Consider the following 24,002-nt stretch of genomic DNA (forward strand, 5'->3'; position numbering starts at 1 on the left):
AGCCATACCTTCTGGGTCGTCGCGCCGACCGACGGTCGGACGCTCAGCCGCCCCGCGCCGCGATCATCGCCGAGCGGTTGACCTTGGTGGCCGCGGTGCGCGGTATCGCGTCGACGAATTCCACCGTCTTGGGCGCCTTGTAGGGGGCCAGGCGGCTCTTCGCGTAGTCGATCACGCCCTGCTCGGTGAGGGGCTCGGCGCCGTCGGCCTCGGCGCGCTGGATCACCGCGTGCACGCGGCGCCCCCACTGCGGATCGGCAAGCCCGATCACGACCACGTCGGCGATACCTGGGTGGCCGGCCAGCGCCGACTCGACCTCGGCGGGAAAGACATTGGCGCCGCCACTGACGATCATGTCGACGCGGCGGTCCACGATGTAGAGAAAGCCGTCCTCGTCGAGGTGGCCCATGTCCCCGGCGGAGCGGAAGCCGTCCTCGGTCGACGGCAGTGGGGGCGCCCCACCCAGGTAGCGATACCCCGCGCTCATCGGTGCCCGCAGATACACGTCCCCGTCCTCGCCGGGACCCAGCGGCCGCTTCTCTGCGTCCAGAATCCGGATCTCGGTGTCCCGGAATCCGCGGCCCACGCTGCCCGGGTGGGCGAGCCACTCGTCGCCGCGCAGCGCGGTGAGCCCCAGATTTTCCGTCATCCCGTACGCCGTCACGATCTGCTCCGGGCTGAGCAGTTCGAACCACGTATGCAGCAACGAGGGCGGCATCACCGCGGCGCCCTGCAGAATGAAGACGATGCTGGACAGGTCGCGCTCCCGGACGTCGGGCCGGGCCGCGATGCGCGCCAGCATGGTGGGCGTCGCGGTGAAGTTGGTGATCCGAAAGCGCTCGATCACATCGAGAGCCAATGCGGCGTCGAACTTTTCGAGTATCACCAGATGGTCGCCCGCCAGCAGCATGAGGAAGGTGGCGAAGCCGTTGGTGTGATACATCGGCGCGGGCACCATGATCGTCTGCGGCTGGGAAACCGGTGTCCAGTTCGACAGGAACGGCTCGCCCTGCTGGGGGATCCACAGTGAGGGCGCCAGGTTGAGGATCACCTTGGGCACGCCGGTCGAACCGCTGCTGCAGATCCCGTTGGCGGTGGGGGAGACGGCCACCGGCAGGGGGCCGTCGGACTCGGCGGCCGCGCGGGCGTCGAGGTCCCAGCGGCTCTTTTCATCGACGACGACGGCGGGATCGATCACCTCGCGCACCCGGTCGCGCTCCCACTCGGGAAGATCCCAGTGCATGGGCACCGGAACCGCGCCAATCTTCCAGCACCCCAGCGTCGCCAGCACCAGATGCTGGGAATTCGGAATAGCAAGCGCCACAAGGGAACCGATTGCGGCGCCGGCGGCGGCGAGGGCGCGGCCCCACTGGTTGGCGCGGGCGTCGAGCTCACCGAACGTCAGCGTCTGCGCGGTGCCGTCGAGCGCGACGATCGTGACGCCGGCATCGTTCCCACGTTGTTCGGCGAGCTCTCGCAGCTTGGTTCCGAAGGGAACCCCGTCGGCGAACGGGTTCGCCGCCGCTTCGGCCGCGACAGGTTCGCTACTCACCTGCGCCGCTCCTCCTCATCGCTTCGCTCTGCATCGTCGCCGGCGGTCACCTTCGCCGCTCCTCCTCATCGCTTCGCTCTGCATCGTCGCCGGCGGTCACCTTCGCCGTTCCTCCTCAATCGTCGTGCGGCGGCTCACGCAGATACCGGCTCGCTGAACAGCGTCTCCAGCGACCCGTCCGACACGCTGGGGATCAGGCGCAGGGCGAGTTCGTCGGTGCCCAGCGGCAACCGGATCAGCGGCTGGGTGTGCCGGTCGAGCACGCTGACGTCGGACTCGTCGCAGAAACCCAGGGCCCCGAGTAACTGGTGCGACGTGCGCATCACCTGGCGCGCGGTGTCGGCGGCTTTGAGCCGAAGCACCAGTGCGTCGGCCGAATGGATCGGCGCCGGCAGCGATTCGGGTCGGCAGATCGTGTACTTCGCGAGTTCGTGCAGCCCGCGCACCGCGACGGCGGCGTCCGCGACGGCAAACCTGACGGCCTGAAAGTCCGCGAGCGGCTTACCGAACTGGATCCGGGCGCGCACGTGCTCGGTGACGATCTGCAGCGACTGCTGCACCGCTCCCAGAATCCGCCATGATCCGAGCACGAGATGAAGGTTAACGTCGGGGGCTCCGACGCTTCCCTCGGGTGCGCCCAAGGTCGCCGGAACCAGGAACGGCCCCAGCTTGGCGCCGGTGCGCGCGGCCGGCCGCGGCCGGTACCGGTTGCCGTCCAGGTCCGCGGCGATCCAGTCGCCGGCCAAATCGCCGTGGTCGATGCGCGGGGCTTTCGGATTCACCAGGGCCAGCCGCGCGCCATCGATCGACAACAGCTCCTCCACAAGTGGATAGGGCAGCACCGTGGCGCCGGCGGCCTGGCACAGCACCGCGGCGGCCAGCAGATCGTCCGGGGACGAGCGCACGTCCAGGTCGAACGCGCCCACCTCGTTCAACGCGGCACGGGCCGCGTCCCGGACGGAGTCGTCGGCCTCGGCGCGCAGCGCGGCCGGCGGTCCGCCTAATCGGGTGAGCCGCTTGCCCGCGACGGCGGCGAAGTCGCTGATGTCTTGTGGCAGATCGGTTTTCACCGGCTTCCTCCCAACACGTCTCGTGCCACCAGCATCTTCTGCACTTCGATGGTGCCCGATGCGACGGTGGCCGCCTGTGCGTAACGCCAATGGTCTTCGATCGCCCCGTGCAGCGGCGCGGAACTGCCGCTGTCCAGCGCCGTGGGGCCCAGCACGTCGAACAGCAGCTCGGCCACCTGCTGATCGAGGGTCGTCGTGACGATGCGCGCGGCGCTGGCGGCCGCGCCCGCCGCCGGATCGTCCTGCAGTGACACGGCGCGATAGGCCAGCAGCCGGGCGACCCGCAGGTCGACCAGCGCCCGCACCCACCGCGTCCGAATCGTCTCGGGCAGCTCGTCCCACTCGTCGCCGAGCTGGCTGCGCATGCGTTCGAGCAGCGACTCGCACCGCGCGTAGCGGGCGATGCCCACCCGCTCGAAGGCCAGCGCCTCGCGCATCACCCGCCATCCGTCGCCGACCTCGCCGAGCACGTCGCCGGGAAACGCCTGCACGTCGTCCAGGAACATCTCGTTGAGATGGTGCGGCCCCAGCATCGACGGGATCGGCCGGACGGTGAAACCGGGACGGTCCATCGGGATCAGAAACAGGGTGAGCCGCTTGTGTTTTGGGGCGTCGGGGTCGGTGCACGCCGCCAGCACGCACCACGACGCCATCAGCGCGTACGAGGTCCACACCTTCTGCCCGGTGATGCGCCATCCGTCACCGTCGGCGACGGCGCGGGTACGCAACGACACCAGGTCGGTTCCGGCCTCGGGCTCCGAAAAGCCTTGGCACCAGATGACATCCCCGGCGGCGATGGCCGCCAGGTGCTTGGCTTTCTGTTCCTCGGTCCCGTACCGCATCAGCGCCGGCCCGACCCAGTTGATCCCCATGTACTGCGGACCGCGCGGCTCGTGTTGCGCCCACATCTCCTCGCGCAGCACCGTCTGCTGCCAAACCGAACCCCCGCCGCCGCCATGCTCCTTCGGCCACGCCAGCGCGAGCAGCCCCTCGGTGGCCAGCAGTTTGCAGAACGTCTCGGTGGTGGCGAGGTCCTGCGGGTTTTCGGTGCAGGCGCCGAGGAAGTCGGCGGGGATGTGGTTGGCGACCAGCTCGCGCAGGTGGCTTCGCAGTTGTCCGGCGTCGTCGCCGAGGTCGTAGTCCATCGTGGTCATCCCTTCGGCAGTCCGAGCAGCCGCTCGGCGATGATGTTGCGCTGCACCTCCGACGTTCCGCCGTAGATGGTCGCGGCCAGCGCGTCCTGACGTTCGAACAGCAGGTCCGGATCGGCGGCCGACTCCGGGCCCGCAGCGGCGGCGCCGAGTTCCCAAACACGCTGCAACGTAAGCGATCCGAGCAGCTTCATGGTGTCGGCTTCTGGGCTGGGCCGCCCCGCCAGCTCGTTGCCCAGCGCGCGATATCCGGTGGCCCGCAGGGCTTCGGCGTCGGCGATCAGCGAGCCGAGCTCGGTGTAGACGTCGTCGCCCGAGACCCCGCCGCCGGCGGTGCGCACCGCCTCGAGCCCGCGTTTGATCTCGACCCAGTTCATGATCCAGATCATCTGGCGTTCATGCTGCAGCGACGACAGGGCGACATTCCAGCCGCCGTTGAGCGGCCCCAGCAGGTTGTCGCCCGGCACCTCGACATCGTCGAGGAAGACCTCGCAGAACGTCTCGTCGGAGATCGAGGCCATGCGGATCGGCTCGATCCTGACCCCGGGCGCGTGCAGATCCAGGATCAGGCAGGAAATGCCGCGGTGTTTCGGCGCATCGGGATCCGTGCGGGCATACAGGGTGCACCACCGCGACTTGTGGGCCTGGGTGGTCCAGATCTTGTGGCCGTTGACCCGGAACACGTCGCCGTCGCGTTCGGCGCGCGTGCGCAGTCCGGCGAAATCGGACCCGGCTTCGGGTTCGGACATGCCCAGCGCCCACCATTCGTCACCGCGTAACAGCGGGACGAGCAGGCGCTCGACCTGGGCGGCGGTGCCGAACTGACGAATGCCGGGCGCGGCGACGTTGGGACCGGCGATGTTGGGCAGTTTGGGCGCCGAGCGCAGCGCGGCCTCGAGCCGGACCTCCATGGCGTCGCGCAGACCGAGGGACCGTCCGCCGTGTTCGCGGGGCCAGGTCGGCTGGATCCATCCGGCCTCGAACGCGGCCCGCTGGTAATCGCGCCGCAGGCCCAGGTCCCACCGGTACTGCCGATACTTCTCGTAGTAGTCGTCGGGCAGGAACTCCGCCAACCACGCGCCGAATTCGTCCACCACCGGGCTCACGCGGCGCCCCCGCAGAATCGGCGGCCCACCTCGTGGTAGAGCGCGCGACTGTCGCCCAGCAGCGCGGCGCCCTGCCAGGCGCGCCTGACGTAGAGGTGGACGTCGTGCTCCCAGGTCTGACCGAGCGCGCCGTGCACCTGGACCGCCGTGCGCGCACAGGCGGCGGCCGCGTCACCGGCCGCCGCTTTGGCGAGCGCGGCGGAGGTCCACGCGTCGCCGGGTGCCGCAGCCGGATCGGCGAGCCGGGCCGCGGCCGCATACGTCAGACTGCGGGCGCGTTCCAGGCCGACGTAGTTGTCGGCCAACGCGTGTTTGATCCCCTGGTATGCGCCGATCGGTTGGCCGAACTGGCGCCGCGACTTCGCGTGCTCGACCGAGCGGCGCAACGCGGCGCTCGCGACGCCGATCAGGTCCGCGGCGCAGGCCACCCACGGCGCCGTCAATGCGGACTCGACGTCGGCGCTCGCGACGGCCACGGGCTCGGCGTCGATGTCGGCCGTCGCCAACGGCTGGGCGGGGTCGGTGGAGTCAGCCGCGGGCACCACGGTGACACCGTCGCCGCAACGCGCGACCGCCGCGACGGTGTCACCGGCGTCGTCGCGGGCAAGGGTGACGACCACCTCGGCGCGCGACAGGTGGGGGACCGCGACCGCACGGCCGCGCAGCCGGCCGTCGCTCAGGGTCATCGGCGCCCCGGGCAGGCGCGACCCGGGCGCGTGGACGGCCAGCGTCGCCACGGTTCCACCGGCGATGTCGGCCAGGACCGAGTCGAGTCCGGCGTCACGCAGCACGCCCGCGGCCAGACCGACGCTGCTCAGCAAGGGGATCGGGGCGAGGGCGGCACCGCATTCCTCGAGAACCACGGCGAGCTCGACCGGCCCGTAGTCGCCCGCCTCTTCCTCGGAGGGGGCGGCGAGCTCGGTCCACCCGAGATCCACGACCGTCTTCCACAGGGCGCGCCAGCGCTCCGGATCCGTGAGCGCTTGGCGGGCGGCCTCAGGCGGGCACTCCGTACGTAATATGTCGCGTACGGCGTCGCGGAGCGACAACTGCTCCGAGTTCAGCCCTACATCCATAAGACCTCTAACATAGTAAAGATAATAAACTAGCCCTGCCGTCAATGACACGGGGTCGGACGCATAGGTGGCGCATGGCCGAGTGGTACCTGTTCCTGCCGCAGGTCCGGTTGTCGGCGGGCGACATCACCGAGCGTGCGGGCCGGGCCGAGGCCAGCGGTTTCGACGGCATCGCTTTCATCGATCACCTCGAGGCGCCCGGCCTGCCCGACGAAAGCATCTGGGAGGCAATGGGGATCGCCACCTGGGTGGCCGCCAAGACCGAGCGGCTGCGGATCGGTCATCTGGTGCTCTGCGACGCCTTCCGGCATCCCGCGGTGCTGGCCAAACAGGCCGTCACCCTCTCAGAGGCGTGCGGCGGCCGATTCGAGCTCGGTCTGGGGGCGGGGTCGTGGCCCGCGGAGTTCGCCAGATTCGATGTCGGCCAGCAGGATCCGAGAGCACGGGTCGATCAGCTCGACCGCCACCTGAGGCTGCTCAGGCAGTACTGGGGCGACGGGACGGGGGAGGCCGCGGTGGCGCCGCAGGCCCCGCGTCGGTCCTACCCGATACCGCTGGTCCTGGGTGGCAGCGGACCCCGGATGATGGAACTCGTTCGCAGATACGCGGATTGGTGGAATCTGCCTGCCCATCAGCTCGACAAGCTGCCGACGCTGGCCACGGCCGCCGGGACGGCCCGGTTGTCCATCCAGCAGATGGTGGGCTTCGTCCGGTCCGGCGCCGATCCCGACACCGTGCGCGAGGTGAGCACCCGGCGATTCGGCAACCTGGGATCCGGACTGGTCTGCGGGGATGCCCGCGAGCTGGTCGGGCACTTCAGCGGACTGGCCGGGCAGGGGGTCGAGCGGTTCTACGTCTGGTTCGCCGACTTCGCCGCACCGGACTCGTTGCACGAGTTCGGCGAATCGGTGATCAAGCCGTTCCCGGCGCCGTAGGCGTCAACCCCGTTGCGCGCGGCGGCGGGCCTCGGTGGGCACGACCGGCGGCCGCGCGTAGGGGCCGCGCTCCACCGCGGACAGGCGGATCTCTGGCAAATCGACCGATGGGTCGACGGTATCCAGCCAGACGACCGCCTCGGCGACGTCGGAGACCGCGATCGCGTACATCTCGAACGGAACGTCCTGCAGCATCTCGGTGGCCACCGGGCCGGGCGTGACGATATGCACGCTGATGCCGTCGCGATCGACTTCGAGCGCCAGGGCCCGCGCGAACGCGTTCATGCCGGCCTTTGAGGCGGAATACGCGGTGCGGGCCGGCATCGGCTCGTGTGCCGCCGACGACGAGATGAACACCAGCCGCGAGCCCGCCTTCATCCTGGGCAGCACCGCGGACGTCACCACGAAGCACGAATCCAGGTTGGCCGACATGATGGCCTGCCACTGCTCGAAGGTCTGCTTGCGCGCGTAGGTTCCGCCGAGCGCCCCCGCCGCGTGGACGACGAGGTCGATTTCCCCCAATGCGCTTATCGCGGCGGGGAATCCGATCGGATCGGAGGCGTCGGCCACCACGTGGCGCGCACCGATCTCCTCGGCGGCGGCGCGCAACGGATCTTCCCGCCGCGCCGAGAGCACCACGTCGTAGCCGCGCTCAACGAGCTTGCGGGCGCACCCTTTTCCGATCCCGCCGCTACCGCCGGTGACCAATGCGGTTCGCATGACCGTTGCAGGCCGCCCTTCAGGAGTGCCGGATGTCCCGCGACCGCGACAAGGCCTGCGGGGAGAGCGCATAGATGCGTTGATCGTGCTGACCGGACAGCACGTAGGTTTGGGTGTCGGCGAGGTGGCGTCCGGCGATACGACGAGCCCGGTCGACGTTGCCCTCCGCGATCGTCTCGGTCAGTTTGACGTGGGTGGTGAGCACGGCGCGGCGCTGAGCCAGCGACGGGTAGGTGCCCCGCGACGCACTCTCGTCGGCCCATTGCCGTTCGTGACTGGTCCACAGCGTCTCCAGGCTGCCCACGACCGCGATGATCGTGTGGTTGCCGCAGCCGCGGACGACGAGATCATGGAATTCACGGCCGATTTCGGTGAACCGGCGGCCGTCTTCGAGGTGTTCGGCCATCGACTCGTTGATCCGCGTGAGTTCGGGCACCAGCGTCTCGGCCCGGTCCGGACGGCGGGCGGCCAGCGCCGCGCAGGCGGGCTCGAGTTCCTGCAACGCCATGCCGAGATCGGCCACCTCAACGGACTCGCTCTGCAGCAACAGGCCGAGCATGTAGGCGGCGCTGGTCTTCGCCGGGGCGTGCACGACGGCACCGCCGCGGTTGCCCCGCCGCACCGACACCAGCCCCTCGGTCTCCAGGATCCGCAACGCCTCGCGCAGCGACACCAGGCTCACGTTGAACTGCTCGACGAGCACCTCTTGGCGCGGCAGCAGATCGCCATCGGCGAGGTCGCCGTCGATGATCTGACGACGCAACTCATCGGCTACGATTTCGGCGATCCGCGGCGCCGACAACCGGCGCCGGGCGTCGGGGCCAATTCCCAAGGCGGTCATCCGATCCTCGAAACAAAAGCAACTCGCTGGCTTAGCTATTTTAGCAGTAATGATATAAATAGCTTCTCTGATCGCGCGTCGATCGGAAGGGCGGGTGCAATTGAGCGAGCGGTCCGACAGCCGGCCGACACCGCTACACGATTTGCGTGTCGTCGAGATCAGCGACCGGATAGCGGGCAGCTACTGCGGGAAGCTGCTGCTTGACGCCGGCGCGCAGGTCTGCAAAATCGAACCGCCGCAAGGGGATTGGCTGCGCCGGTACACCGCCAGCTGTTCGCCGGTCGCCGAAGACGGCACCGCTCCTTTTTTCAGCTACCTCAACGCGGGCAAGCGCAGCATGACGTTCGCGCCTGGCGCCGAGGATTCGGCGCGCTTTCGCGCCACGCTGGCCGCCGCCGACGTCGTCGTCGTCACCGCCGGCCCGGCGCGGGCCGCGGCGATGGGCATCGACCCGCGGCAACTGCTGGAACACTCGCCGCGGGCCGTCATCGTGACGATCTCCGATTTCGGCTGGAGCGGACCCTACGCGGACCGCGCCGCCAGCGAGTTCACCTTGCAAGCGTGGGCGGGCTCGCCCGGCTTCCGCGGCGATCCCGCCGGGCCCCCGATTTCCATCGGCGGCGATCTGGGCGAGTACATGGGCGGAGTGTTTGCGGCGTTCGGCGCGCTGGCCGTGCGCCGCCGCGTCGAGCGCGGCGGGCCCGGCGAGCATCTCGACCTGTCCATGCTGGAAGCGCTCACCGCGATGCAGAGCAGCGAATGGCTGCATTCGCAGCTGCTGCGCGTCCCGCCGATCCGCCGCACCACCGAAGTGCCGTCGATCGAGCCCGCCAAGGACGGCTACGTCGGGATCACCATGGTCACCGGGCAGCAGTGGCTCGACTTCGCCGCGATGGTCGAATGCCCGCAATTGGAGGAGATCGAACAGCTGCGGTTTCAGATCGGCCGGTGGCAATACCGCGACCTGATCCGCGAGCAGATCCATCCCTGGCTGGCCGAACGGACCGTCGCCGAAATCGTCGAGCTCGGACAGCTGTTCCGGCTGCCGATCGCCGCGCTGGGCAACGGCTCCACCATCCGGGATCTGGAATACGTGCGCCAGCGCGACGCCTTCATCCACAACCCCGCCGGTTTTCACCAGCCCCGCCCGCCGTGGTTGATGTCGGCCTGCGCGCCCGCACGCGTGGGTGCCACGCCCTCACTTGGCGAGGACGATGACGAGACACCCTGGCGCCGTGACGAATCCGAATCCGAACCGGCGCTGGACGGGTTACCGCTGGCCGGTGTTCGCATCATCGACCTGACCGCGTTCTGGGCCGGGCCCGCCGCGACCCACCTGCTGGCCGCTTTCGGCGCCGACGTCGTCAAGATCGAATCCATCCAGCGGCCCGACGGCATCCGCTACTCGGGCGGAATGCGCACCGACGTGGACGACTGGTGGGAGTACGGCTGGGTGTTCCACGCGATGAACACCAACAAGCGTTCGGTGACACTGGATTTGGGATCCGAGGAGGGTCGTCGCCTGTTCACCGAACTGGTCGCCGGCGCCGACGTCGTGATCGAGAATTTCTCGCCGCGGGTGATGGAGCACTTCGGCCTCACCGCCGAGGTGCTGCTTGGGGTCAACCCCAGACTGGTGTTCGCCCGGATGCCCGCGTTCGGCGTCGAGGGCCCGTGGCGGGATCGGGTCGGCTTCGCGCCCACCATGGAGCAGATCGCGGGCTTGGCCTGGGTGACTGGGCTGCCCGAGGCCCCGCCGGTGACCCCGCGCGGGGCCTGCGACCCGCTGGCCGGTGTGCACGCCGCGTTCGCCGTGCTCGCCGCGCTGAGCTTCGCCGAGCGCACCGGGACGGGCCAGCTGGTCGAGTTGCCGATGCTGGAAACGGTGCTCAACGCCACTGCGATCCAGGCGATCGAGTCCGAGGTCTTCGGTGTGACGCTGAGCCGTCGGGGCAATCGCGGTCACGGCACGGCGATCCAGAACATCTACCGCTGCGCCGGCGACAAGGACGATTGGATCGCCGTGACCATTCGCGACGACGCGCAGTGGCACGCGCTAGTCGACGTGATGGACCGTCCCGCGTGGTGCCGGGACGAGGCCCTGTCCACCGTCGCCGGTCGCCGGCAACGAGCCGACGAGATCGACGCCCGGCTGGCGGAGTGGTTCGCCCGCCAGACCCTTGAACCGACGGTGGAACGCCTGGCCGGCGCGGGAATTCCCGCCGCGCCGGTGGTATCGCCGTCGCTGGTCACCGACAATCCGCAGCTGCGCGACCGCGGGTTTTTCGAGGCGCTGCACCATGGCAGCACCGGCCTCGGTCTCTACCCGTCCCCGCCGTTCGCCCTGCTCGACGGCCAGGACCACTGGCTGCTGCGGCCGCCGCCGAAGCTGGGCGAGCACAATGAAGAGATCCTGCGCGATCGGTGCGGGCTGACCGACGAAGAACTGACACGCCTCGCGGCCAGCGGGGTGATCGGGACCCGCCCCAAGGGTCTGTAAGAGAAGTGGAGGGCATCTGATGCGCGTGACGGTCGACGAAAACTTGTGCGAGGCCAACGGCTTTTGCGAATCGCTTGCGCCGGACGTGTTCGAGCTGGGGGACGCCGACGTGGTGCAGATCGCGGAGGGCCTCGTGCCGGCGCGGCTGGAAATCGACGTGCGCGCCGCGGTGGATCAGTGCCCGAAGGCCGCGCTGCGGCTTGTCGAGGACTGACTCGCCCGACGACGGCGAGCGCCGGAACGGCGCGAGTGAGGAGTCGGGCAATCAGACTCGCCCGACGACGGCGAGTGCCGGAACGGCGCGAGTGAGGAGTCGGGCAATCAGACTCGCCGGACGACGGCGAGCGCCGGAACGGCGCGAGTGAGGAGTCGGGCAATCAGACTCAGCGGCGCTCGCGTAGCGATATCGCCATCTCGTCGTAGATCGACATGTTGGTGGTCAGGTTGGGATGGGCGGCCTTGGCCGGGCCGATTTCGATGTCATCGCAGCGCAGCAGCAGTTCGTCGAAGACCGCGCGCAGTTCCGCACGGGCCAGCATGGCGCCCAGGCAGTGGTGCGGTCCGCCGCCCCCGAACGCCACGTGCGGGTTGGGCTGGCGGCCGATGTCGAAGACGAACGGTGAATCGAAGACTTCCTCGTCGCGGTTGGCCGAGCGCAGCATCGACACCACCCGCTCGCCCTTGGCGATGCGCTGGCCGTCCATCTCGACGTCGACCTTCGCGGTGCGCGTCCAGTACGCCACCGGCGACGCCCAGCGCAGCACCTCCTCGACCGCGCCGGGCCGCAACGCTTCCTGCGCGCGATACCGCTCGATTTGCTGTGGATTGCGCACGAACGCCTGCAGCCCGATGGCCAACGCGTTCTTGGTGGTGTCGCTGCCGGCGAACGCCAGCACGAAGAAGAAGAACTCGAGCTCGTTCTCGGGCAAGCTGAATCGCTCGCCGTCCTCGCCGGTGATCACCGCAGTCGCGAGCGTGCTCCAGATGTCGTCGGTGGGATTGCGCCGCTTTTCGGCCGTGAGCTCCATCGCGTACCTGAACACCGAAGCGAAGAGATCGAGTTCTACCCGCCCGCTCGGGTGTGCTTCGGGCGCAAGCGCTTTGAGGATCTGGTCGAAGATGCCGAAGATTCGCGGCCGATCCTCGTCCGGGATGCCGATGATGTCGCCGATCACCGACATCGGCAACGCGTCGGCGACGTCCTCGATCCAGTCCCCGCCGCCCGCGGCCAGCAAGTCGTCGATCATCCGTGCGGCACGCGCGCGGATCCCCTCCTCGAGTTTGGCTATGGCGCGCGGATTGAACGCGTTGGAGATGAGTTTGCGGCGTCTGTTCAGCTCCGGCGGGTCCAACGTGATGATCGTCGGGAACGACGAGAACATGGCGACCGGCTGGATGAGCGGGCCGTCGGCCGCGGTGAACGACTCGGTGTCGCGGTGCAGGCGGACCGCGTGCCGGTGTTTGGTCGCCATCCAGAAATCGCGGTGCACGGTCTGGGCCACTCCCGGCGTCAGCTCGTGCCGGAACAGTGGGCTGCTGCGTCGCAGCTCGGCGAACAGGTCGTCGGGAAAGCCGTTGCACCACAAAGACAGATCGGACAGGTCGACCGCTGCAGCCGTCATCGCCGGGCCCCATTCTGCGGCGACGCACCGGGAACCGGTGAGCGCCGCGTTGACGTTCTATGCCTAAGATAGTAAAAATAGAGCTAGTCGTCGAACTGGAGTGCTCGTGACGCGTACAGTTTCGGACCCGGCCCCGGAGTCGGCCGAGGACCCCTCAGAACGAGAGTTCGGGCAGGCCGGCATCGCCCTGTCGACCTACCGTTTCCCGACGGGCTGGTTCATCGTCGCCTTCGGCTCCGACCTGGCTCCCGGTCAGGTCAAGCGCGCGCACTACTTCGGTGAGGAGCTGGTGCTCTTTCGCACCGAGTCGGGCCAGGTTCATGTGATGGACGCCTACTGCCAGCACCTCGGCGCCAACCTCGCCGTCGGCGGCACCGTGGAGGGCGAGAACATCGTCTGTCCTTGGCACGGTTGGCAATGGCGCGGTGACGGCAGCAACGCGCTGATTCCCTACAGCAAGATCGGCTGCAAGAACAACGTCCGCATCCGGACCTATCCGAGCATGGAGTGGTACGGCTTCGTGCTGGCCTGGCACGAGCGGCACGGTCGGGCGCCGTACTGGCAGCCGCCGGTGTTGCCCGAGCTGGAGACCAACGAGTACTACCCCCTGCACCCGCACACCCAGATGCTCAACCGGGTCAAGGTGCACCCGCAGATGATCATCGAGAACGCCGCCGACCCGTACCACGTTCAGTACGTGCACAAGGCCGCCAATCCCGCCACCACCGCGTCGTTCGAGGTGTCCGGCTACCACCTACACGCCACGGTCAACGCCCATTTCGGCGGGGGCCGGGCGCAGACCTGGCTGACCCCGAACGGGCCGGTCGACGCCAAGATCATCTACGACAACTACTCGCTGGGGCTGGGCGTGGTGCGATTCCCCAGCGAGCTGGTGGCCACCGTTCAGGTCACCGGACAGACGCCGGTCGACGAGGACTACACAGACTACTTCTACACGCAGGCCTCCGTTCGTGAGCCGGGCGACACCGGTGACGTGCCGACCGGACGCGCCGCCCGGTTCCTCGCGCTGCAGCAAGAAGTCATCAAGCAGGACTTCTTCACCTGGGAGAACATGAAGTATCTCGAGAAGCCGAATCTGGCTCCCGAGGAGGCGCACGATTACGCGGCCCTTCGCCGCTGGGCGCACCGCTTCTACCCGGGAACGCAACCGTCGCCGTCCGATTTCGGCTACACCGCCGACGGCGCGCCGGACCCGGCGGCCGCGAAAGCCTGATGAAACCCTGATGCCCGGTCCCGCCGATTTCGGTGTCGACGGTTTCACCGTGCCGGCTGTGCTGGATCGGCGGGCCGAGCAGCATCCCGACCGGGTGATGATGTCGATCGCCGGTGTCGACGTGACCTTCGAGCAGATGCGGCGGCGGTCCCGCGCGGCGGCAAACATACTGTCCGGCTTGGGCGTCGGCCGCGGCGACTGCGTGGCGTTGTTCACCGCCACCTGCCCGGAATGGGTCTACTTCTGGTTGGGCGCGGCGCGCATCGGCGCGGTCAGCGCTGCCATCAATGCCGCGAACAAGGGTGAGTTTTTGCTGCACACCCTTCGGCTGTCATGCGCCAAGGTGATCCTCACCGATGCTGAGCGGCGGCCCCGCGTCGACGAGGTCGCGGGCGGACTGAATGCGGCGACCGACATTGTGGTGCTGGATGTTTCGCTCACCGAGGCGTTGAGTAGCACGCCGGTTCACCCGGTGGGCGACAGCCCCGCCGGCGCGGCGGACGTGGGCGTGCTGTTCTACACCTCGGGCACGACCGGGCCCTCCAAAGCGGTTGCCACGACGTGGCATTACCTGTTCTCGGTGGCGGCGACCGTCGCTTCGGCGTGGGAGTTCGGCGCGGGGGAGGTGCTGTGGACGGCGATGCCGCTCTTCCATCTGAGTGCGGCGCCCAGCGTGCTGGCACCGATGCTGGTCGGTGGAACCACCGTGTTGGCGAAAGCCTTTCACCCGGCGCAGGTGTGGGATGAGATCCGCGCCCACGGCGCCGTCGGTTTCGCCGGCGCCGGCGCGATGGTCTCGATGCTGCAAAACCTGCCCGCCGATACGCGGGACGCGCAGCTGCCGCTCCGGTTCATCTCCGCCGCGCCCATCGACGCGGCCTCCTACCGTGACATCGAAAAGCGTTACGGCTGCCGCATCGTCACGATGTACGGATTGACCGAGGCGTTCCCGATCGCCCTCAAGGCCGTGGCCGACGAGGGTGTACCCGGAACCTCGGGCCGGCCCAACCCCGATTTCGACGTGCGCATCATCGACGAGCGCGGCGATCCGCTACCGGCCGGCGCCGTCGGAGAGATCGCGTGCCGGCCGAAGCGGGCCCACGTAATGAGCGAAGGCTATGTGGGCCAGGGGATGCGGGTGGACCCGCACCCGGAGTGGTTTCGCACCGGTGACCTGGGCCGGCTCGATGCCGATCAGAACCTGACCTATGTGGACCGCGTCAAAGACTCGTTGCGCAGGCGGGGCGAAAACGTCTCATCGGTCGAAGTGGAGACCGTCGTCATGCGTCACCCCGCCGTCGCCGAAGCAGCGGCCGTCGGAGTCCCCAGCGAGCTGGGCGAAGACGACATCCTGGTAGCCGTGACCCTGCGTCCCGGGGCCACACTGGACTGCGCCGAGTTGCTCGACTTCTGCGCGGCCCGGATGCCGTACTTCTGCGTGCCGCGATACGTCGAGACGGTGGACGAACTGCCAAAGAACATCATCGGCCGCATCCGCAAAGACCTGTTGCGCAACCGGGGCGTGAGTCCGGGCGCATGGGATCGGGAAAAAGAGGGGTATATCGTTGCCCGGTAACGTTGCCCGTCACTGTGAGAGAGGCTGCGAAGCACAATGACCATGACCTATCAGGAACAGCAGCTGCTCCATGCCGCCACCGGCCGCGCCGCCATCCTCAACCTGAACGCCCGGCACAATCGCGCCTATTCGGAGGGCGACCGCGAGCGCTGGATCGCCACCTTCCGCCATTCCGGCGCCAGCTATACCCGTGACGGCGAGGCGTTCACCGATCTGCGCGCGGCCTTCGACGGCGGCGACGGGCAACGGTTGATCACGGTCGACCACGAGATCGCCGTCGACGGGGTCAACGCCGACCAACATTGCGTCGCCGTGCTTTTCGCCGCGATGTTCGAGGACACCGCGCTGCGGGCCACCGGGGTCTTCCACGACACACTGGTCTACGAGCGCGGCGGATGGTACTTCACATCCCGTACGTTGCAGTGGGATTCGGTCCCGAGCCGGCATCCGCTCGTCATGTGAGCGGCATCGATACGTGGACCAGGATTTCAGTCAGCGGCTGGCCTTCGGCACCTACGAGGATGCGTTGCGGATGGTCGGCACGAAAAGCGAACCCCGCACCGCGGCCACCGCGGTCAGCGCCGCACGCATCCAATTGTTCGCCGCGATGGTCCGCGACGGGAACCGTTCCTATTGGGATTCCGAGTTCGCTCGTCGGCAATGGGGAGGCCTGCTCGCGCCACCCGCTTTGCTGATGGGCTGGTTGATCACGCCGCCCTGGCAGCCCGGAGGGAGGAGGTCCGGTTCATTGATCGCCCTGCGGGTGCCGCTACCGGGCACCACATTCATCAACGCGGCCAACGAGGTTGAGTTTCCCCAACCCATCGTGGAAGGCGACGTCCTGACCGTCGTCGACGAGCTGGTGTCGGTGTCGCCGGAAAAGCGGACCAGGCTGGGCGTCGGCCATTTCGTCGAGACGCTGGAGACCTATCGCCGCCAGGACGGCGCCGTGGTCGCCACCTCCCGCAACACCCTGTTCCGCTTCACCCCCGGGCCGCCCTCGTGACCGGCGACGGCCTGGACTTCGACCGGATCACCGTCCCGGTCGAGCTGCCCGAGGTGGTTGACCACATCAGCTACCAGCGCGTGGTGGAGAACGCCGGAGCGACGTGGGACTACTTCCCCGGCCACTTCGACCCGGATTACGCTCAAGCTCAAGGGAATCCGACGATCTACGTCAACACGATGCACCTCGCCGGCTTCGCCGACCGCGTCGCGACCGAGTGGGCGGGGCCGCGCAGCCGCGTGATGCGGCGCTCCATGCGGCTGACCGGGTCGGTGTACGCCGGCGACACCATGACCGGGCGCGGGCGGGCGGTGGCCAAACGGCGGGACACCTCGGTGGACCCGCCGCGCTGCCTGGTCGACCTCGAAATCCAGGTGACCAATCAGCATGGCGCGCTGTGCTGCCCGGTCGAGCTGACGCTGCAGGTGCCCGAGGACCCGCATCACGGCGATGGATGACAACGCCGAACTGCACCTGGCGGTGTGCCGCCGGTTCGGTGAGGCGGTTGCCGCGGCGACCGGCAGATGGGACCGTCCATCCCCGGGCGATGCCTGGGATGCCCGAGGAGTGCTCGAGCACGTCATCGGCTTTCACGACGTACTCCTGTTGCGTCCCTTGGGACTCAAGCCCGACCGCCCGCGTGAGGATCCCCTCGAGCGCTGGCGACTGACGTACCGCTCGCTGACCGAGGCCTTTACCTCGGGCGTAGCGACACGGCTCGATGCCTACCCGCTCATCCCGAATCTGACCCGCGATGTCCTGGTGCATACCTGGGACCTCGCGCGTGCGGCGGGGGCCGACGACAGCTTGGACCCCGAGTGGTGTGAACGGTTTTGCGTCGGGTTACCGACGGATTCCCAGACGCTGAGCTCGGGGGCGATGTTCAAGGCCCCGCTTGCCGTACCCGCCGAAAGTGACGCGCAGACAAGGCTTCTCGCCGGCCTGGGCCGCGACCCCCGGTGGAGGCCGCGCACCTCATAGGGGTGGCAACTGCCCTTTGCATATCAGCGTCTGCAGTTCGACATACTCGTGCAGACCCTCGGGGCCGAACTCGCGCCCGATGCCGGATTGCTTGAAACCGCCGAACGGTGCCCCGATGTCGAGGGTGTACATGTTGATGCCGTAGGTCCCCGTGCGGACGGCGGCCGCGACGTCGAGGCCGTGCCCGATGTCGGACGTCCACACCGAACCGGCCAGACCGTAGTCGGTTTCGTTGGCGATGCGGATCGCGTCGTCCTCGTCCCGGTAGCGCAGCACCGTGAGCACCGGCCCGAAAATCTCCTCCCGGGCGATGCGCATGTCATTGGTGGCGTCGGCGAACAGCGTCGGCTGCACGTACCAGCCGCGCTCGGACGGGCTCTGTTCGCCACCCAGGACGACGCGGGCCCCTTCGCGGCGGCCGGACTGGATGTAGTCCTGGACGCGGCGCTGTTGGCGTTGGGCGACAAGCGGTCCGATGTCCGTTGCCTCATCGGCCGGGTCACCGACGTGCAGCGCTGACATCATGCCGGCCAGGGCGTCGACGACCTCGTCGTGCTTGCGGTCGCTGACCAGGATGCGGGTCTGGGCGACGCAGGCCTGGCCATTGTTCATCAGGCCCGCGCTCTTCAACCCGGCCACGGTCTTGTCGATGTCGGCGTCGTCGAGGATGATCGCCGCCGATTTGCCGCCCAGCTCCAGGCTCACGCGTTTCAGTTGTTCCCCGCACAGCGCGGCGATCCGGCGCCCGACGGCGCTGGACCCGGTGAACGCGATCTTGTCCACGCCGGGGTGGCGCACCAGCGCCTCGCCGACGTCGGTGCCGCCGGGCAGCACCGAGACCACGCCCTCGGGCAGGTCAAGCTGCTCGATCATCTCGGCCAACCACAAAGCGTCCAAAGGCGTTTCGGGTGCGGGCTTGACGATCACCGTGCACCCCGCGATGAGCGCGGGGATCAGCTTGGGCATGATCAAAAACTGGGGCACGTTCCAGGGCACGATCGCGCCCACCACCCCAACCGGGGCCCGGCGCAGGTGCACTTCGCCGAGCACGCCCTGGCGGCGTTCGGTCCACGGAAAGTCGCGGGCGGCGGCCAGCGCGAGGTGGATCAGCGACGCGGCGGCCACCCCCTGGCCCATCCGGCTGAAACTGCGCGGTGATCCCATCTCGTCGGTGATCAGGTCGGCCATGTCGTCGCTGTGGCGGGCGTAGATCGCGGCGAGCTGTTCGACTTTGGCCATCCGATCGGCGTGGCTCATCCGCGGCCACGGTCCGTGGTCGAAGGCGTGCCGAGCGGCGACAACGGCGGCGTCGACGTCCTCGGGGCCGGCCGCCTGGACGTGACCGACCGGCTCCTCGGAGTGCGGCGAGATCACTTCGAGCTGTTGGGGATTGGCGGGCTTGCGCCACTGCCCTCCGATGAACACTTCGTCGTAACAACGATGGTCGGAATTCTTCGTCATCGGGGCGCCTCCTCGAGGCAGCGGTGGGTGCAGTACGACCGTGACCGTAATTCGCTATTGACGCTAACATAGCGAAGAAAGAGCGAGGCGGGAAGCCGCGAGCGGATCATCAGCGACGATGTCGAGGCGGGCGCGATATGAAGAGCGACTGGCGCAGTTACCCATTCCAGTTGGTGCCCGGCGACGGCCAGCTCGAGTTTCCCGCCGCCGAAGGCGAACACCCCGACCAGGAGTCGGACACCTGGTTCATCGCTGGCCAGCTGGACGCCGCCGAGACAGACCGGTCCTTTGCCTTCCTGACGATTTTCAACAAGAACCGGCCCGGCGGGACGATCGTCGCCGATTTCTACACGATGGCGCTCTTCGACCTCGACACCGGCGATTACGGCACGTACACGGATTACGACATGCCGCCGGCCAACCTCGAACCGGGGGCGTCCCGCAAGCTGGAGCTGGCCACGGGTTATCTCGACATCAGCTACGCCGGCGGTGCGGGCACCGCGTCCTGGACCACGTGCCGCAACGGCGACGGGGGTCTACTGCCCTACACCTACCGCGTCAGCCTGGTGGGGGAGGACCATTCCGGCCGGCGGATGCGGCTGGACCTGGCCGTAACCCCCACGCGCGCACCGACTCCGGTGGGCGCCTCGACCTACAATGGCAAGATCGTCTGCTTCGGCCAAGACGACACCTACTCCTACTTCCAGACCGGTATGGCGATGACCGGCACCCTATGCTGGGGCGAGGAGATCCACCAGGTCTCCGGCAACAGTGGCCATGTCGATCGGCAATGGTTTCCAAAATACGCCGGCGGCGGGGGAACGGCGGGGGATCCGCGGGCCCGGTCGCACGAATGGCGCACCATCAACTTCGACAACGGCGTCGACTTGAGCGTGTGGCGGCAGTTCGACCGGACGAACGGCAATGTCCTGCAGCCCTTCACCGGTGTCACCACGAGCTACCCCGATCCCGCCACGTCGCCGCAATGCGCCGAAGACATCGAGGTCACGATCAGCAGCTACGTTCGGTGGCCGGAGACGGTGCGGCCCCTGGTGCGCCCGCTTGCCCCGGCCCGGTACATGCCCGACCGTCACCGGATCACCTGTCCCACACTGGGACTCGACATCGTCGGTGAGCCGGTGGTGCCGGCGCCCGCGCATGGCCTGCCGATCGAATACATGGAGGGGCCCTACCGTTACCGCGGGATGCTGGGCGGGCAGCCGGTGACCGCGTTCGCCTTCAACGAACGATCGCTCGCCTTGTATCGGGATTGGGAGCTGGTCGAGGTGCTCACCACCACCGTCGCGAACATCGAACCTTCCGACCCCGACCTGCAGACAACAGCGGATCGTCTGGTGCCGTTGGTGGCCGCCGGGCGGCGGGGCGAGGCGGTCGAACTGCTGACCGCGGTGCGCCCCTCTCAAACCGGTGCGCTGGCAACGCTTCTGGACGATCTGGTCGCGGTGCTGTCGGCCGATGAGTCAGCGAGCTGAACTCGCCAGCGCCTGCGCCCACGTGATGTGTCGGTGCTGCAGCCCCGGCTCGTTGCGGCCGAACACCAGGTGGTCGCGGGCGCCCGACTCGAGGTTGGCCTGGAGCCCCTGCACCAACCGGTAGTCCTCGTCGCGCACGGTGGCGTGCGCGTATTCGAAGACGGCCTGAGCGCCGGCGGCCACCGATTCGTCAGACAGGTCCTGCGGTGTGGCGTTCTGGTGCACGGTGATCGAGCGGCCCGGCTGATCACCGGGGTAGACGCGGAACAGTTCGCCGTTGGCGATCGTCACCGACAGCACGATGTTGGGGAACAGCGCGTAGATCACGACCATGTTGTGGAACGGATTCCACTGTTCCTCGGGCAGCTCGTCGAGCTCCAGAATGGTGTTGAGCGGAAAGATCAGCCGGTGGTGCGGGCCGAAGGAATCGAACACCGTGCAGTTGCTGCGGGCGATGGTGGCGAACGTCTGCTGGTGGACGGTGGCGAAATGGTAGTTCTCGGCGAAGGTGTCGATCGCCAGCTTCCAGTTGATCGGCGTGTCGAGCACCTTCTCGCCCAACGGCGACCAGCGCCCGATGCCCCAGGAATCGAGTTCGTCGGCCAGCGGCCCCAGGTGCGCGGCCACGTCCAGCGTCGTACCGGGATCCAGTGAAACCCAGAGGAATCCGGCGAACTCGGTGGCCGGGAGTTCGGCCAGGCCGTCGGAGCCCAGCGTCATGTCCGGGAAACCCTCACGCCCCGGCACACCCACCAACCGCCCGGTGTTGTCGTATGTCCACGCGTGGTAGGGACAGGTGAACCGCTTCGCGGTGCCGCATCCCGTGACCACCTGCGACTGCCGATGCAGGCACACGTTGTCGAACGCCTTCACCGATCCATCGGCAGTCCGGGTCAACAGGATGGAGCGACCCATCACCGTCTTGGTGCAATACGCCCCCGGGGCGGGAAGTTCGGACACGTAGCCGACCAACTGCGGGCTGGCCAGCAGCATGGCCCGGTCGAGGTCGTGGCGTTCGGGACTGGTGTAGTCCCGCGCCTCGACCCGGTGCTCGCTCGGGGCGAGGTCTGTTGTCTTGTCGCGCGCCAACTTCAAGGCGCGGCGGGTCAGGTCGATGAGCTGGTCGCGTTCCATCTGAACTCCGGTGGCAGTCAAGCGCTCGCGGTAACTCTACTAACTTTATAGTGATAATAAATTAAGGTCCACGCGCTGACCCTAGCCGATGTAGGGAAGCAACTGCGGGTGCTGCTGAGCGATCGCGCGCAGCCTCCGATCACCGTCGAGACCGCGCAGGTAGTCGCCGGTCGCCGGGTCCGCGGGAAAGAACGACTCGATGATCAGGCTTTCCACGGAGATGTCGAGCGGACTGCCGAAGGTGGCGATGATGCTGACGAATCGGAGCTCGGCGCCGTCCAGCGTGAGCATCTGAAACGGCACGTAGAGCTCGCCGGTCCGCTCGCCGCGGTCGCCGCCCTTGGGCACCGGATAACTCGAGAGCTCCTCGTAAAGACGGCGGATGTCCGGGGCCGCGGTGGCCTGCGCGTGCCGGCGAACCCGGCCCAGGATGGCGGCGTGCACCTCGGCGCGGTTGAGCAACCGCTGCGCCAATCCCCGCGGGTGCAGGCACAACCTCATGACGTTGATCGGTGGGCGCAGCAGTTCGGCGTCGACCCCTTCGGCGAGCACGACGCACCCCACATTGCCCGCTATCAGGTTCCAGCAGGCATCGGTGACGATGGCCGGGTACGGGGCGTGGCCGGCCAGTACCGCGTCGACGGCCGCCTTCACCGGCCTCATGCGTTCGGCGTCCAGGGTGTGCTCGCCGAACATCGGTGCGTAGCCGCCGTCGAGCAGCAGTCGGTTGCGCGCGGCCAGCGGCAGGTCCAGGGACTCGCCGACGCGCAGCAACAACGCGCGGCTGGGATTGGCCCGGCCGGTCTCGACAAAACTGAGGTGGCGGGGCGAAACACCTAGCTGATGCGCGAGTTCCATCTGGCTCAATCGCCGACGGGTGCGCCACTCGCGCACCGCCAGACCCGCTGTACTCCCAGGCATCGTGAAGAACCTAACGCCGTTGCGTGGAGCTAAACCACTACCTCGAAGGTAATCGACCTACTTACCTGCGCGGCGAAGACTGCATGCATGACCACCACAACGAAACCAGCCTCACCGCCGCAGCCCGCGGGCCTGCGCCGCGCGTTCGCCGCCGCCGCCGTCGGTCGGATCCTGTTGGGCGCCACGGCGTTTGCCTACCCGGCGTCCCAGACTCGGATGAACGGGGTGCCCGATCACATGCTGTCCACGGAGCTCAAGTATCTGATCCGCATTTTCGGGGCGCGGGCCCTGGCCCTGGGCATCGGTTATCTCGGCAGCGACGAACCCAATCGGCGGCGCTGGCAATACATCGGCCTGATGGTCGACACGCTGGACAACATCAACGCCCTGCTGGAGCTGAGACATCTCCAGCGCGGCGACCCCAGGGTCCGCTCGCTGCTGAGCCTCATGGCGGTGACCGGCCCGTACGCCGTGCTGGGCGCGGTGGGCGCGCTGCAGCGCCGAGGCGGCACCGTGACGCACATGTGACCAGTGTGGTCAATGTGTCATATGGGGTTTGTGTCGTACCCTGTGGCTTGTGTCATCGGTTTCGCGGCGCGACCTGTTCAAATACGCGGCCGCGGCGCCTGCCCTGTTGGGTCTGGGCGCCGCCGGCGCGTCGCTCGGCGCCGCGCCGGCCTCGGCGTCGCTGGGCACCCTGCTGGACTACGCGGCCGGAGTCATCCCGGCCAGCCAGATCCGGGCCGCGGGCGCCGTGGGATCGATCCGGTACGTCTCTGATCGACGGCCCGGTGGCAAGTGGATGCTCGGCAAGCCGATCCAGGTTGCCGAGGCGCGCGACCTGCACAGCAATGGACTCAAGATCGTCTCCTGCTACCAGTACGGCAAGGGCAACACCGCGGACTGGCTGGGCGGCGCCAACGCCGGCCTGCAGCACGCGCAACGCGGAATGCAGCTCCACGCCGCGGCCGGCGGCCCCGCCACGGCGCCCATCTATGCCTCGATCGACGACGACCCCTCCTATGAGCAGTACAAGAGCCAGATCGCGCCGTACCTGCGGTCGTGGGAGTCGGTCATCGGCCATCAGCGCACAGGCGTGTACGCCAATTCGAAGACCATCGACTGGGCACTGCACGACGGTTTGGGCTCTTACTTCTGGCAGCACAACTGGGGCTCGCCCAAGGGGTATGCCCATCCCGCCGCCCACTTGCACCAGGTTGAGATCGACAAACGCAGCGTCGGCGGGGTGGGCGTGGACATCAACGAGATCCTCAAGCCCCAATTCGGGCAGTGGGCCTAGCGGCCCCACATCGTCGTCCGGTCCGACCGGGATGCGGACTCTTAGAAAGCCCAGCAAACACTCGTTCGCTCATTTTCGCGTCGGGTCGGTGTGCCCGCCCGGCGGTCGGCATCGGTGATGCCGCTCAGACGGCGCTCCGCGGCCCCAAAAATTTATATAACGATTCGATAACAAAACTGCTTTGATCTGCGCAGTTATAGCTACTCGACCGTAACCACCTGCATGCAGCAGGTTTGGGAATCGCGTCCGCGCCGCCGGTCAAACCCCGTGTTACCCAGGACACGGTTACCCATGCGTAGAACTCGCCAGTAACCGATCACCAC

Annotated in this window: 23 protein-coding genes; 12 read left to right on the forward strand and 11 right to left on the reverse strand. The window is 68.0% G+C overall.

The window, feature by feature from the left end; genetic code table 11:
• Positions 1-43: 43 nt before the first annotated feature.
• The 5 genes from W7U_RS03725 to W7U_RS03745 all read right to left on the reverse strand — a co-directional run bounded on the left by W7U_RS03725 (position 44) and on the right by W7U_RS03745 (position 5,955).
• Positions 44-1,552, reverse strand: a complete 1,509-nt coding sequence (locus tag W7U_RS03725; RefSeq protein ID WP_008255024.1) for an AMP-binding protein — start codon at positions 1,550-1,552, stop codon at positions 44-46.
• Between the two features lie 134 nt (positions 1,553-1,686).
• Entirely contained in the window at positions 1,687-2,622 is a 936-nt protein-coding gene (locus tag W7U_RS03730; protein WP_008255026.1) for an acyl-CoA dehydrogenase family protein, read from the reverse strand.
• Positions 2,619-3,776, reverse strand: coding sequence for an acyl-CoA dehydrogenase family protein (locus W7U_RS03735; protein ID WP_009957675.1), 1,158 nt, complete (start codon positions 3,774-3,776; stop codon positions 2,619-2,621). The genes W7U_RS03730 and W7U_RS03735 overlap by 4 nt, the downstream gene beginning before the upstream one ends.
• A complete protein-coding gene (locus W7U_RS03740) occupies positions 3,773-4,870 on the reverse strand; it encodes an acyl-CoA dehydrogenase family protein (protein WP_029385638.1) in 1,098 nt (365 codons plus the stop codon). Before W7U_RS03740 ends, W7U_RS03735 begins: the two co-directional genes overlap by 4 nt.
• 5 nt (positions 4,871-4,875) lie before the next feature.
• Positions 4,876-5,955, reverse strand: a complete 1,080-nt coding sequence (locus W7U_RS03745) for an acyl-CoA dehydrogenase family protein (RefSeq protein ID WP_036428666.1) — start codon at positions 5,953-5,955, stop codon at positions 4,876-4,878.
• Positions 5,956-6,029: 74 nt separating this feature from the next.
• On the opposite strand from W7U_RS03745, the gene W7U_RS03750 reads away from it, so the two are divergent.
• Complete coding sequence (locus tag W7U_RS03750) at positions 6,030-6,890, forward strand: LLM class flavin-dependent oxidoreductase (RefSeq protein WP_008255034.1); 861 nt, start codon at positions 6,030-6,032, stop codon at positions 6,888-6,890.
• A gap of 3 nt (positions 6,891-6,893) precedes the next feature.
• Here the strand turns inward: W7U_RS03750 and W7U_RS03755 are convergent, their stop codons facing one another.
• Together W7U_RS03755 and W7U_RS03760 are read right to left on the reverse strand one after the other, a co-directional pair.
• Positions 6,894-7,610, reverse strand: a complete 717-nt coding sequence (locus tag W7U_RS03755) for an SDR family oxidoreductase (protein ID WP_008255037.1) — start codon at positions 7,608-7,610, stop codon at positions 6,894-6,896.
• Positions 7,611-7,629: 19 nt separating this feature from the next.
• The gene (locus tag W7U_RS03760; RefSeq protein WP_008255038.1) at positions 7,630-8,451 is read right to left on the reverse strand and encodes an FCD domain-containing protein; all 822 of its coding nucleotides are present in this window, start codon (positions 8,449-8,451) and stop codon (positions 7,630-7,632) included.
• A gap of 94 nt (positions 8,452-8,545) precedes the next feature.
• Here W7U_RS03760 and W7U_RS03765 point away from each other — a divergent pair, with 94 nt between their 5' ends.
• Entirely contained in the window at positions 8,546-10,951 is a 2,406-nt protein-coding gene (locus W7U_RS03765; RefSeq protein ID WP_008255041.1) for a CoA transferase, read from the forward strand.
• Positions 10,952-10,970: 19 nt separating this feature from the next.
• Positions 10,971-11,165 carry a ferredoxin gene (locus W7U_RS03770; protein WP_008255043.1) on the forward strand — a complete coding sequence of 65 codons (195 nt, stop codon included), beginning with the start codon at positions 10,971-10,973 and terminating at the stop codon, positions 11,163-11,165.
• Between the two features lie 169 nt (positions 11,166-11,334).
• Here the strand turns inward: W7U_RS03770 and W7U_RS03775 are convergent, their stop codons facing one another.
• On the reverse strand, positions 11,335-12,573 hold the full coding sequence (locus W7U_RS03775) for a cytochrome P450 (RefSeq protein WP_008255044.1): 1,239 nt from the start codon (positions 12,571-12,573) through the stop codon (positions 11,335-11,337).
• A gap of 106 nt (positions 12,574-12,679) precedes the next feature.
• Between W7U_RS03775 and W7U_RS03780 the strand changes: the two genes are divergently transcribed.
• The 6 genes from W7U_RS03780 to W7U_RS03805 are packed head-to-tail and all read left to right on the forward strand — an operon-like array spanning position 12,680 to position 17,370.
• A complete protein-coding gene (locus W7U_RS03780; RefSeq protein WP_014382134.1) occupies positions 12,680-13,807 on the forward strand; it encodes a Rieske 2Fe-2S domain-containing protein in 1,128 nt (375 codons plus the stop codon).
• A 10-nt stretch (positions 13,808-13,817) separates the two neighbouring features.
• Positions 13,818-15,383 carry an AMP-binding protein gene (locus W7U_RS03785; protein ID WP_008255048.1) on the forward strand — a complete coding sequence of 522 codons (1,566 nt, stop codon included), beginning with the start codon at positions 13,818-13,820 and terminating at the stop codon, positions 15,381-15,383.
• 36 nt (positions 15,384-15,419) lie between these two features.
• Positions 15,420-15,845 (forward strand): nuclear transport factor 2 family protein, encoded by a 426-nt coding sequence (locus W7U_RS03790; protein ID WP_009957528.1) that lies wholly within the window; start codon positions 15,420-15,422, stop codon positions 15,843-15,845.
• Positions 15,846-15,858: 13 nt separating this feature from the next.
• Positions 15,859-16,389, forward strand: coding sequence for a MaoC family dehydratase N-terminal domain-containing protein (locus W7U_RS03795; RefSeq protein WP_008255052.1), 531 nt, complete (start codon positions 15,859-15,861; stop codon positions 16,387-16,389).
• Positions 16,386-16,847, forward strand: coding sequence for a MaoC/PaaZ C-terminal domain-containing protein (locus W7U_RS03800; protein ID WP_008255054.1), 462 nt, complete (start codon positions 16,386-16,388; stop codon positions 16,845-16,847). The genes W7U_RS03795 and W7U_RS03800 overlap by 4 nt, the downstream gene beginning before the upstream one ends.
• Positions 16,840-17,370, forward strand: coding sequence for a hypothetical protein (locus W7U_RS03805; protein ID WP_008255056.1), 531 nt, complete (start codon positions 16,840-16,842; stop codon positions 17,368-17,370). The genes W7U_RS03800 and W7U_RS03805 overlap by 8 nt, the downstream gene beginning before the upstream one ends.
• Here the strand turns inward: W7U_RS03805 and W7U_RS03810 are convergent.
• Positions 17,365-18,831 (reverse strand): aldehyde dehydrogenase, encoded by a 1,467-nt coding sequence (locus W7U_RS03810; RefSeq protein WP_008255059.1) that lies wholly within the window; start codon positions 18,829-18,831, stop codon positions 17,365-17,367. The two genes, W7U_RS03805 and W7U_RS03810, sit on opposite strands and share 6 nt — an antisense overlap.
• A 137-nt stretch (positions 18,832-18,968) precedes the next feature.
• Here W7U_RS03810 and W7U_RS03815 point away from each other — a divergent pair, with 137 nt between their 5' ends.
• Entirely contained in the window at positions 18,969-20,324 is a 1,356-nt protein-coding gene (locus W7U_RS03815) for a lipocalin-like domain-containing protein (protein WP_008255061.1), read from the forward strand.
• Here W7U_RS03815 and W7U_RS03820 read toward each other — a convergent pair.
• Together W7U_RS03820 and W7U_RS03825 are read right to left on the reverse strand one after the other, a co-directional pair.
• A complete protein-coding gene (locus tag W7U_RS03820; RefSeq protein WP_008255062.1) occupies positions 20,313-21,458 on the reverse strand; it encodes an SRPBCC family protein in 1,146 nt (381 codons plus the stop codon). The two genes, W7U_RS03815 and W7U_RS03820, sit on opposite strands and share 12 nt — an antisense overlap.
• A gap of 81 nt (positions 21,459-21,539) precedes the next feature.
• Entirely contained in the window at positions 21,540-22,379 is an 840-nt protein-coding gene (locus W7U_RS03825) for a helix-turn-helix transcriptional regulator (RefSeq protein WP_081490072.1), read from the reverse strand.
• A gap of 87 nt (positions 22,380-22,466) precedes the next feature.
• On the opposite strand from W7U_RS03825, the gene W7U_RS03830 reads away from it, so the two are divergent.
• Together W7U_RS03830 and W7U_RS03835 are read left to right on the forward strand one after the other, a co-directional pair.
• Positions 22,467-22,907 carry a hypothetical protein gene (locus W7U_RS03830; protein WP_008255066.1) on the forward strand — a complete coding sequence of 147 codons (441 nt, stop codon included), beginning with the start codon at positions 22,467-22,469 and terminating at the stop codon, positions 22,905-22,907.
• 49 nt (positions 22,908-22,956) lie between these two features.
• Positions 22,957-23,679, forward strand: coding sequence for a DUF1906 domain-containing protein (locus W7U_RS03835; RefSeq protein WP_008255068.1), 723 nt, complete (start codon positions 22,957-22,959; stop codon positions 23,677-23,679).
• The last annotated feature ends 323 nt before the right edge of the window (positions 23,680-24,002 follow it).

It is taken from the genome of Mycobacterium sp. H4Y (genome assembly GCF_000364405.1).
GTDB classification, from domain to species: domain Bacteria; phylum Actinomycetota; class Actinomycetes; order Mycobacteriales; family Mycobacteriaceae; genus Mycobacterium; species Mycobacterium intracellulare.

Bases quoted from the DNA above. Each gene is read 5' to 3' on its own strand.
- W7U_RS03760 (WP_008255038.1), bottom strand. From the start codon at position 8,451: ATGACCGCCTTGGGAATTGGCCCCGACGCCCGGCGCCGGTTGTCGGCG.
- W7U_RS03830 (WP_008255066.1), top strand. From the start codon at position 22,467: ATGACCACCACAACGAAACCAGCCTCACCGCCGCAGCCCGCGGGCCTG.
- W7U_RS03785 (WP_008255048.1), top strand. From the start codon at position 13,818: ATGCCCGGTCCCGCCGATTTCGGTGTCGACGGTTTCACCGTGCCGGCT.
- W7U_RS03815 (WP_008255061.1), top strand. From the start codon at position 18,969: ATGAAGAGCGACTGGCGCAGTTACCCATTCCAGTTGGTGCCCGGCGAC.
- W7U_RS03775 (WP_008255044.1), bottom strand. From the start codon at position 12,573: ATGACGGCTGCAGCGGTCGACCTGTCCGATCTGTCTTTGTGGTGCAAC.
- W7U_RS03750 (WP_008255034.1), top strand. From the start codon at position 6,030: ATGGCCGAGTGGTACCTGTTCCTGCCGCAGGTCCGGTTGTCGGCGGGC.
- W7U_RS03810 (WP_008255059.1), bottom strand. From the start codon at position 18,831: ATGACGAAGAATTCCGACCATCGTTGTTACGACGAAGTGTTCATCGGA.
- W7U_RS03735 (WP_009957675.1), bottom strand. From the start codon at position 3,776: ATGACCACGATGGACTACGACCTCGGCGACGACGCCGGACAACTGCGA.
- W7U_RS03790 (WP_009957528.1), top strand. From the start codon at position 15,420: ATGACCATGACCTATCAGGAACAGCAGCTGCTCCATGCCGCCACCGGC.
- W7U_RS03770 (WP_008255043.1), top strand. From the start codon at position 10,971: ATGCGCGTGACGGTCGACGAAAACTTGTGCGAGGCCAACGGCTTTTGC.
- W7U_RS03745 (WP_036428666.1), bottom strand. From the start codon at position 5,955: ATGGATGTAGGGCTGAACTCGGAGCAGTTGTCGCTCCGCGACGCCGTA.
- W7U_RS03820 (WP_008255062.1), bottom strand. From the start codon at position 21,458: ATGGAACGCGACCAGCTCATCGACCTGACCCGCCGCGCCTTGAAGTTG.
- W7U_RS03825 (WP_081490072.1), bottom strand. From the start codon at position 22,379: ATGCCTGGGAGTACAGCGGGTCTGGCGGTGCGCGAGTGGCGCACCCGT.
- W7U_RS03755 (WP_008255037.1), bottom strand. From the start codon at position 7,610: ATGCGAACCGCATTGGTCACCGGCGGTAGCGGCGGGATCGGAAAAGGG.
- W7U_RS03805 (WP_008255056.1), top strand. From the start codon at position 16,840: ATGGATGACAACGCCGAACTGCACCTGGCGGTGTGCCGCCGGTTCGGT.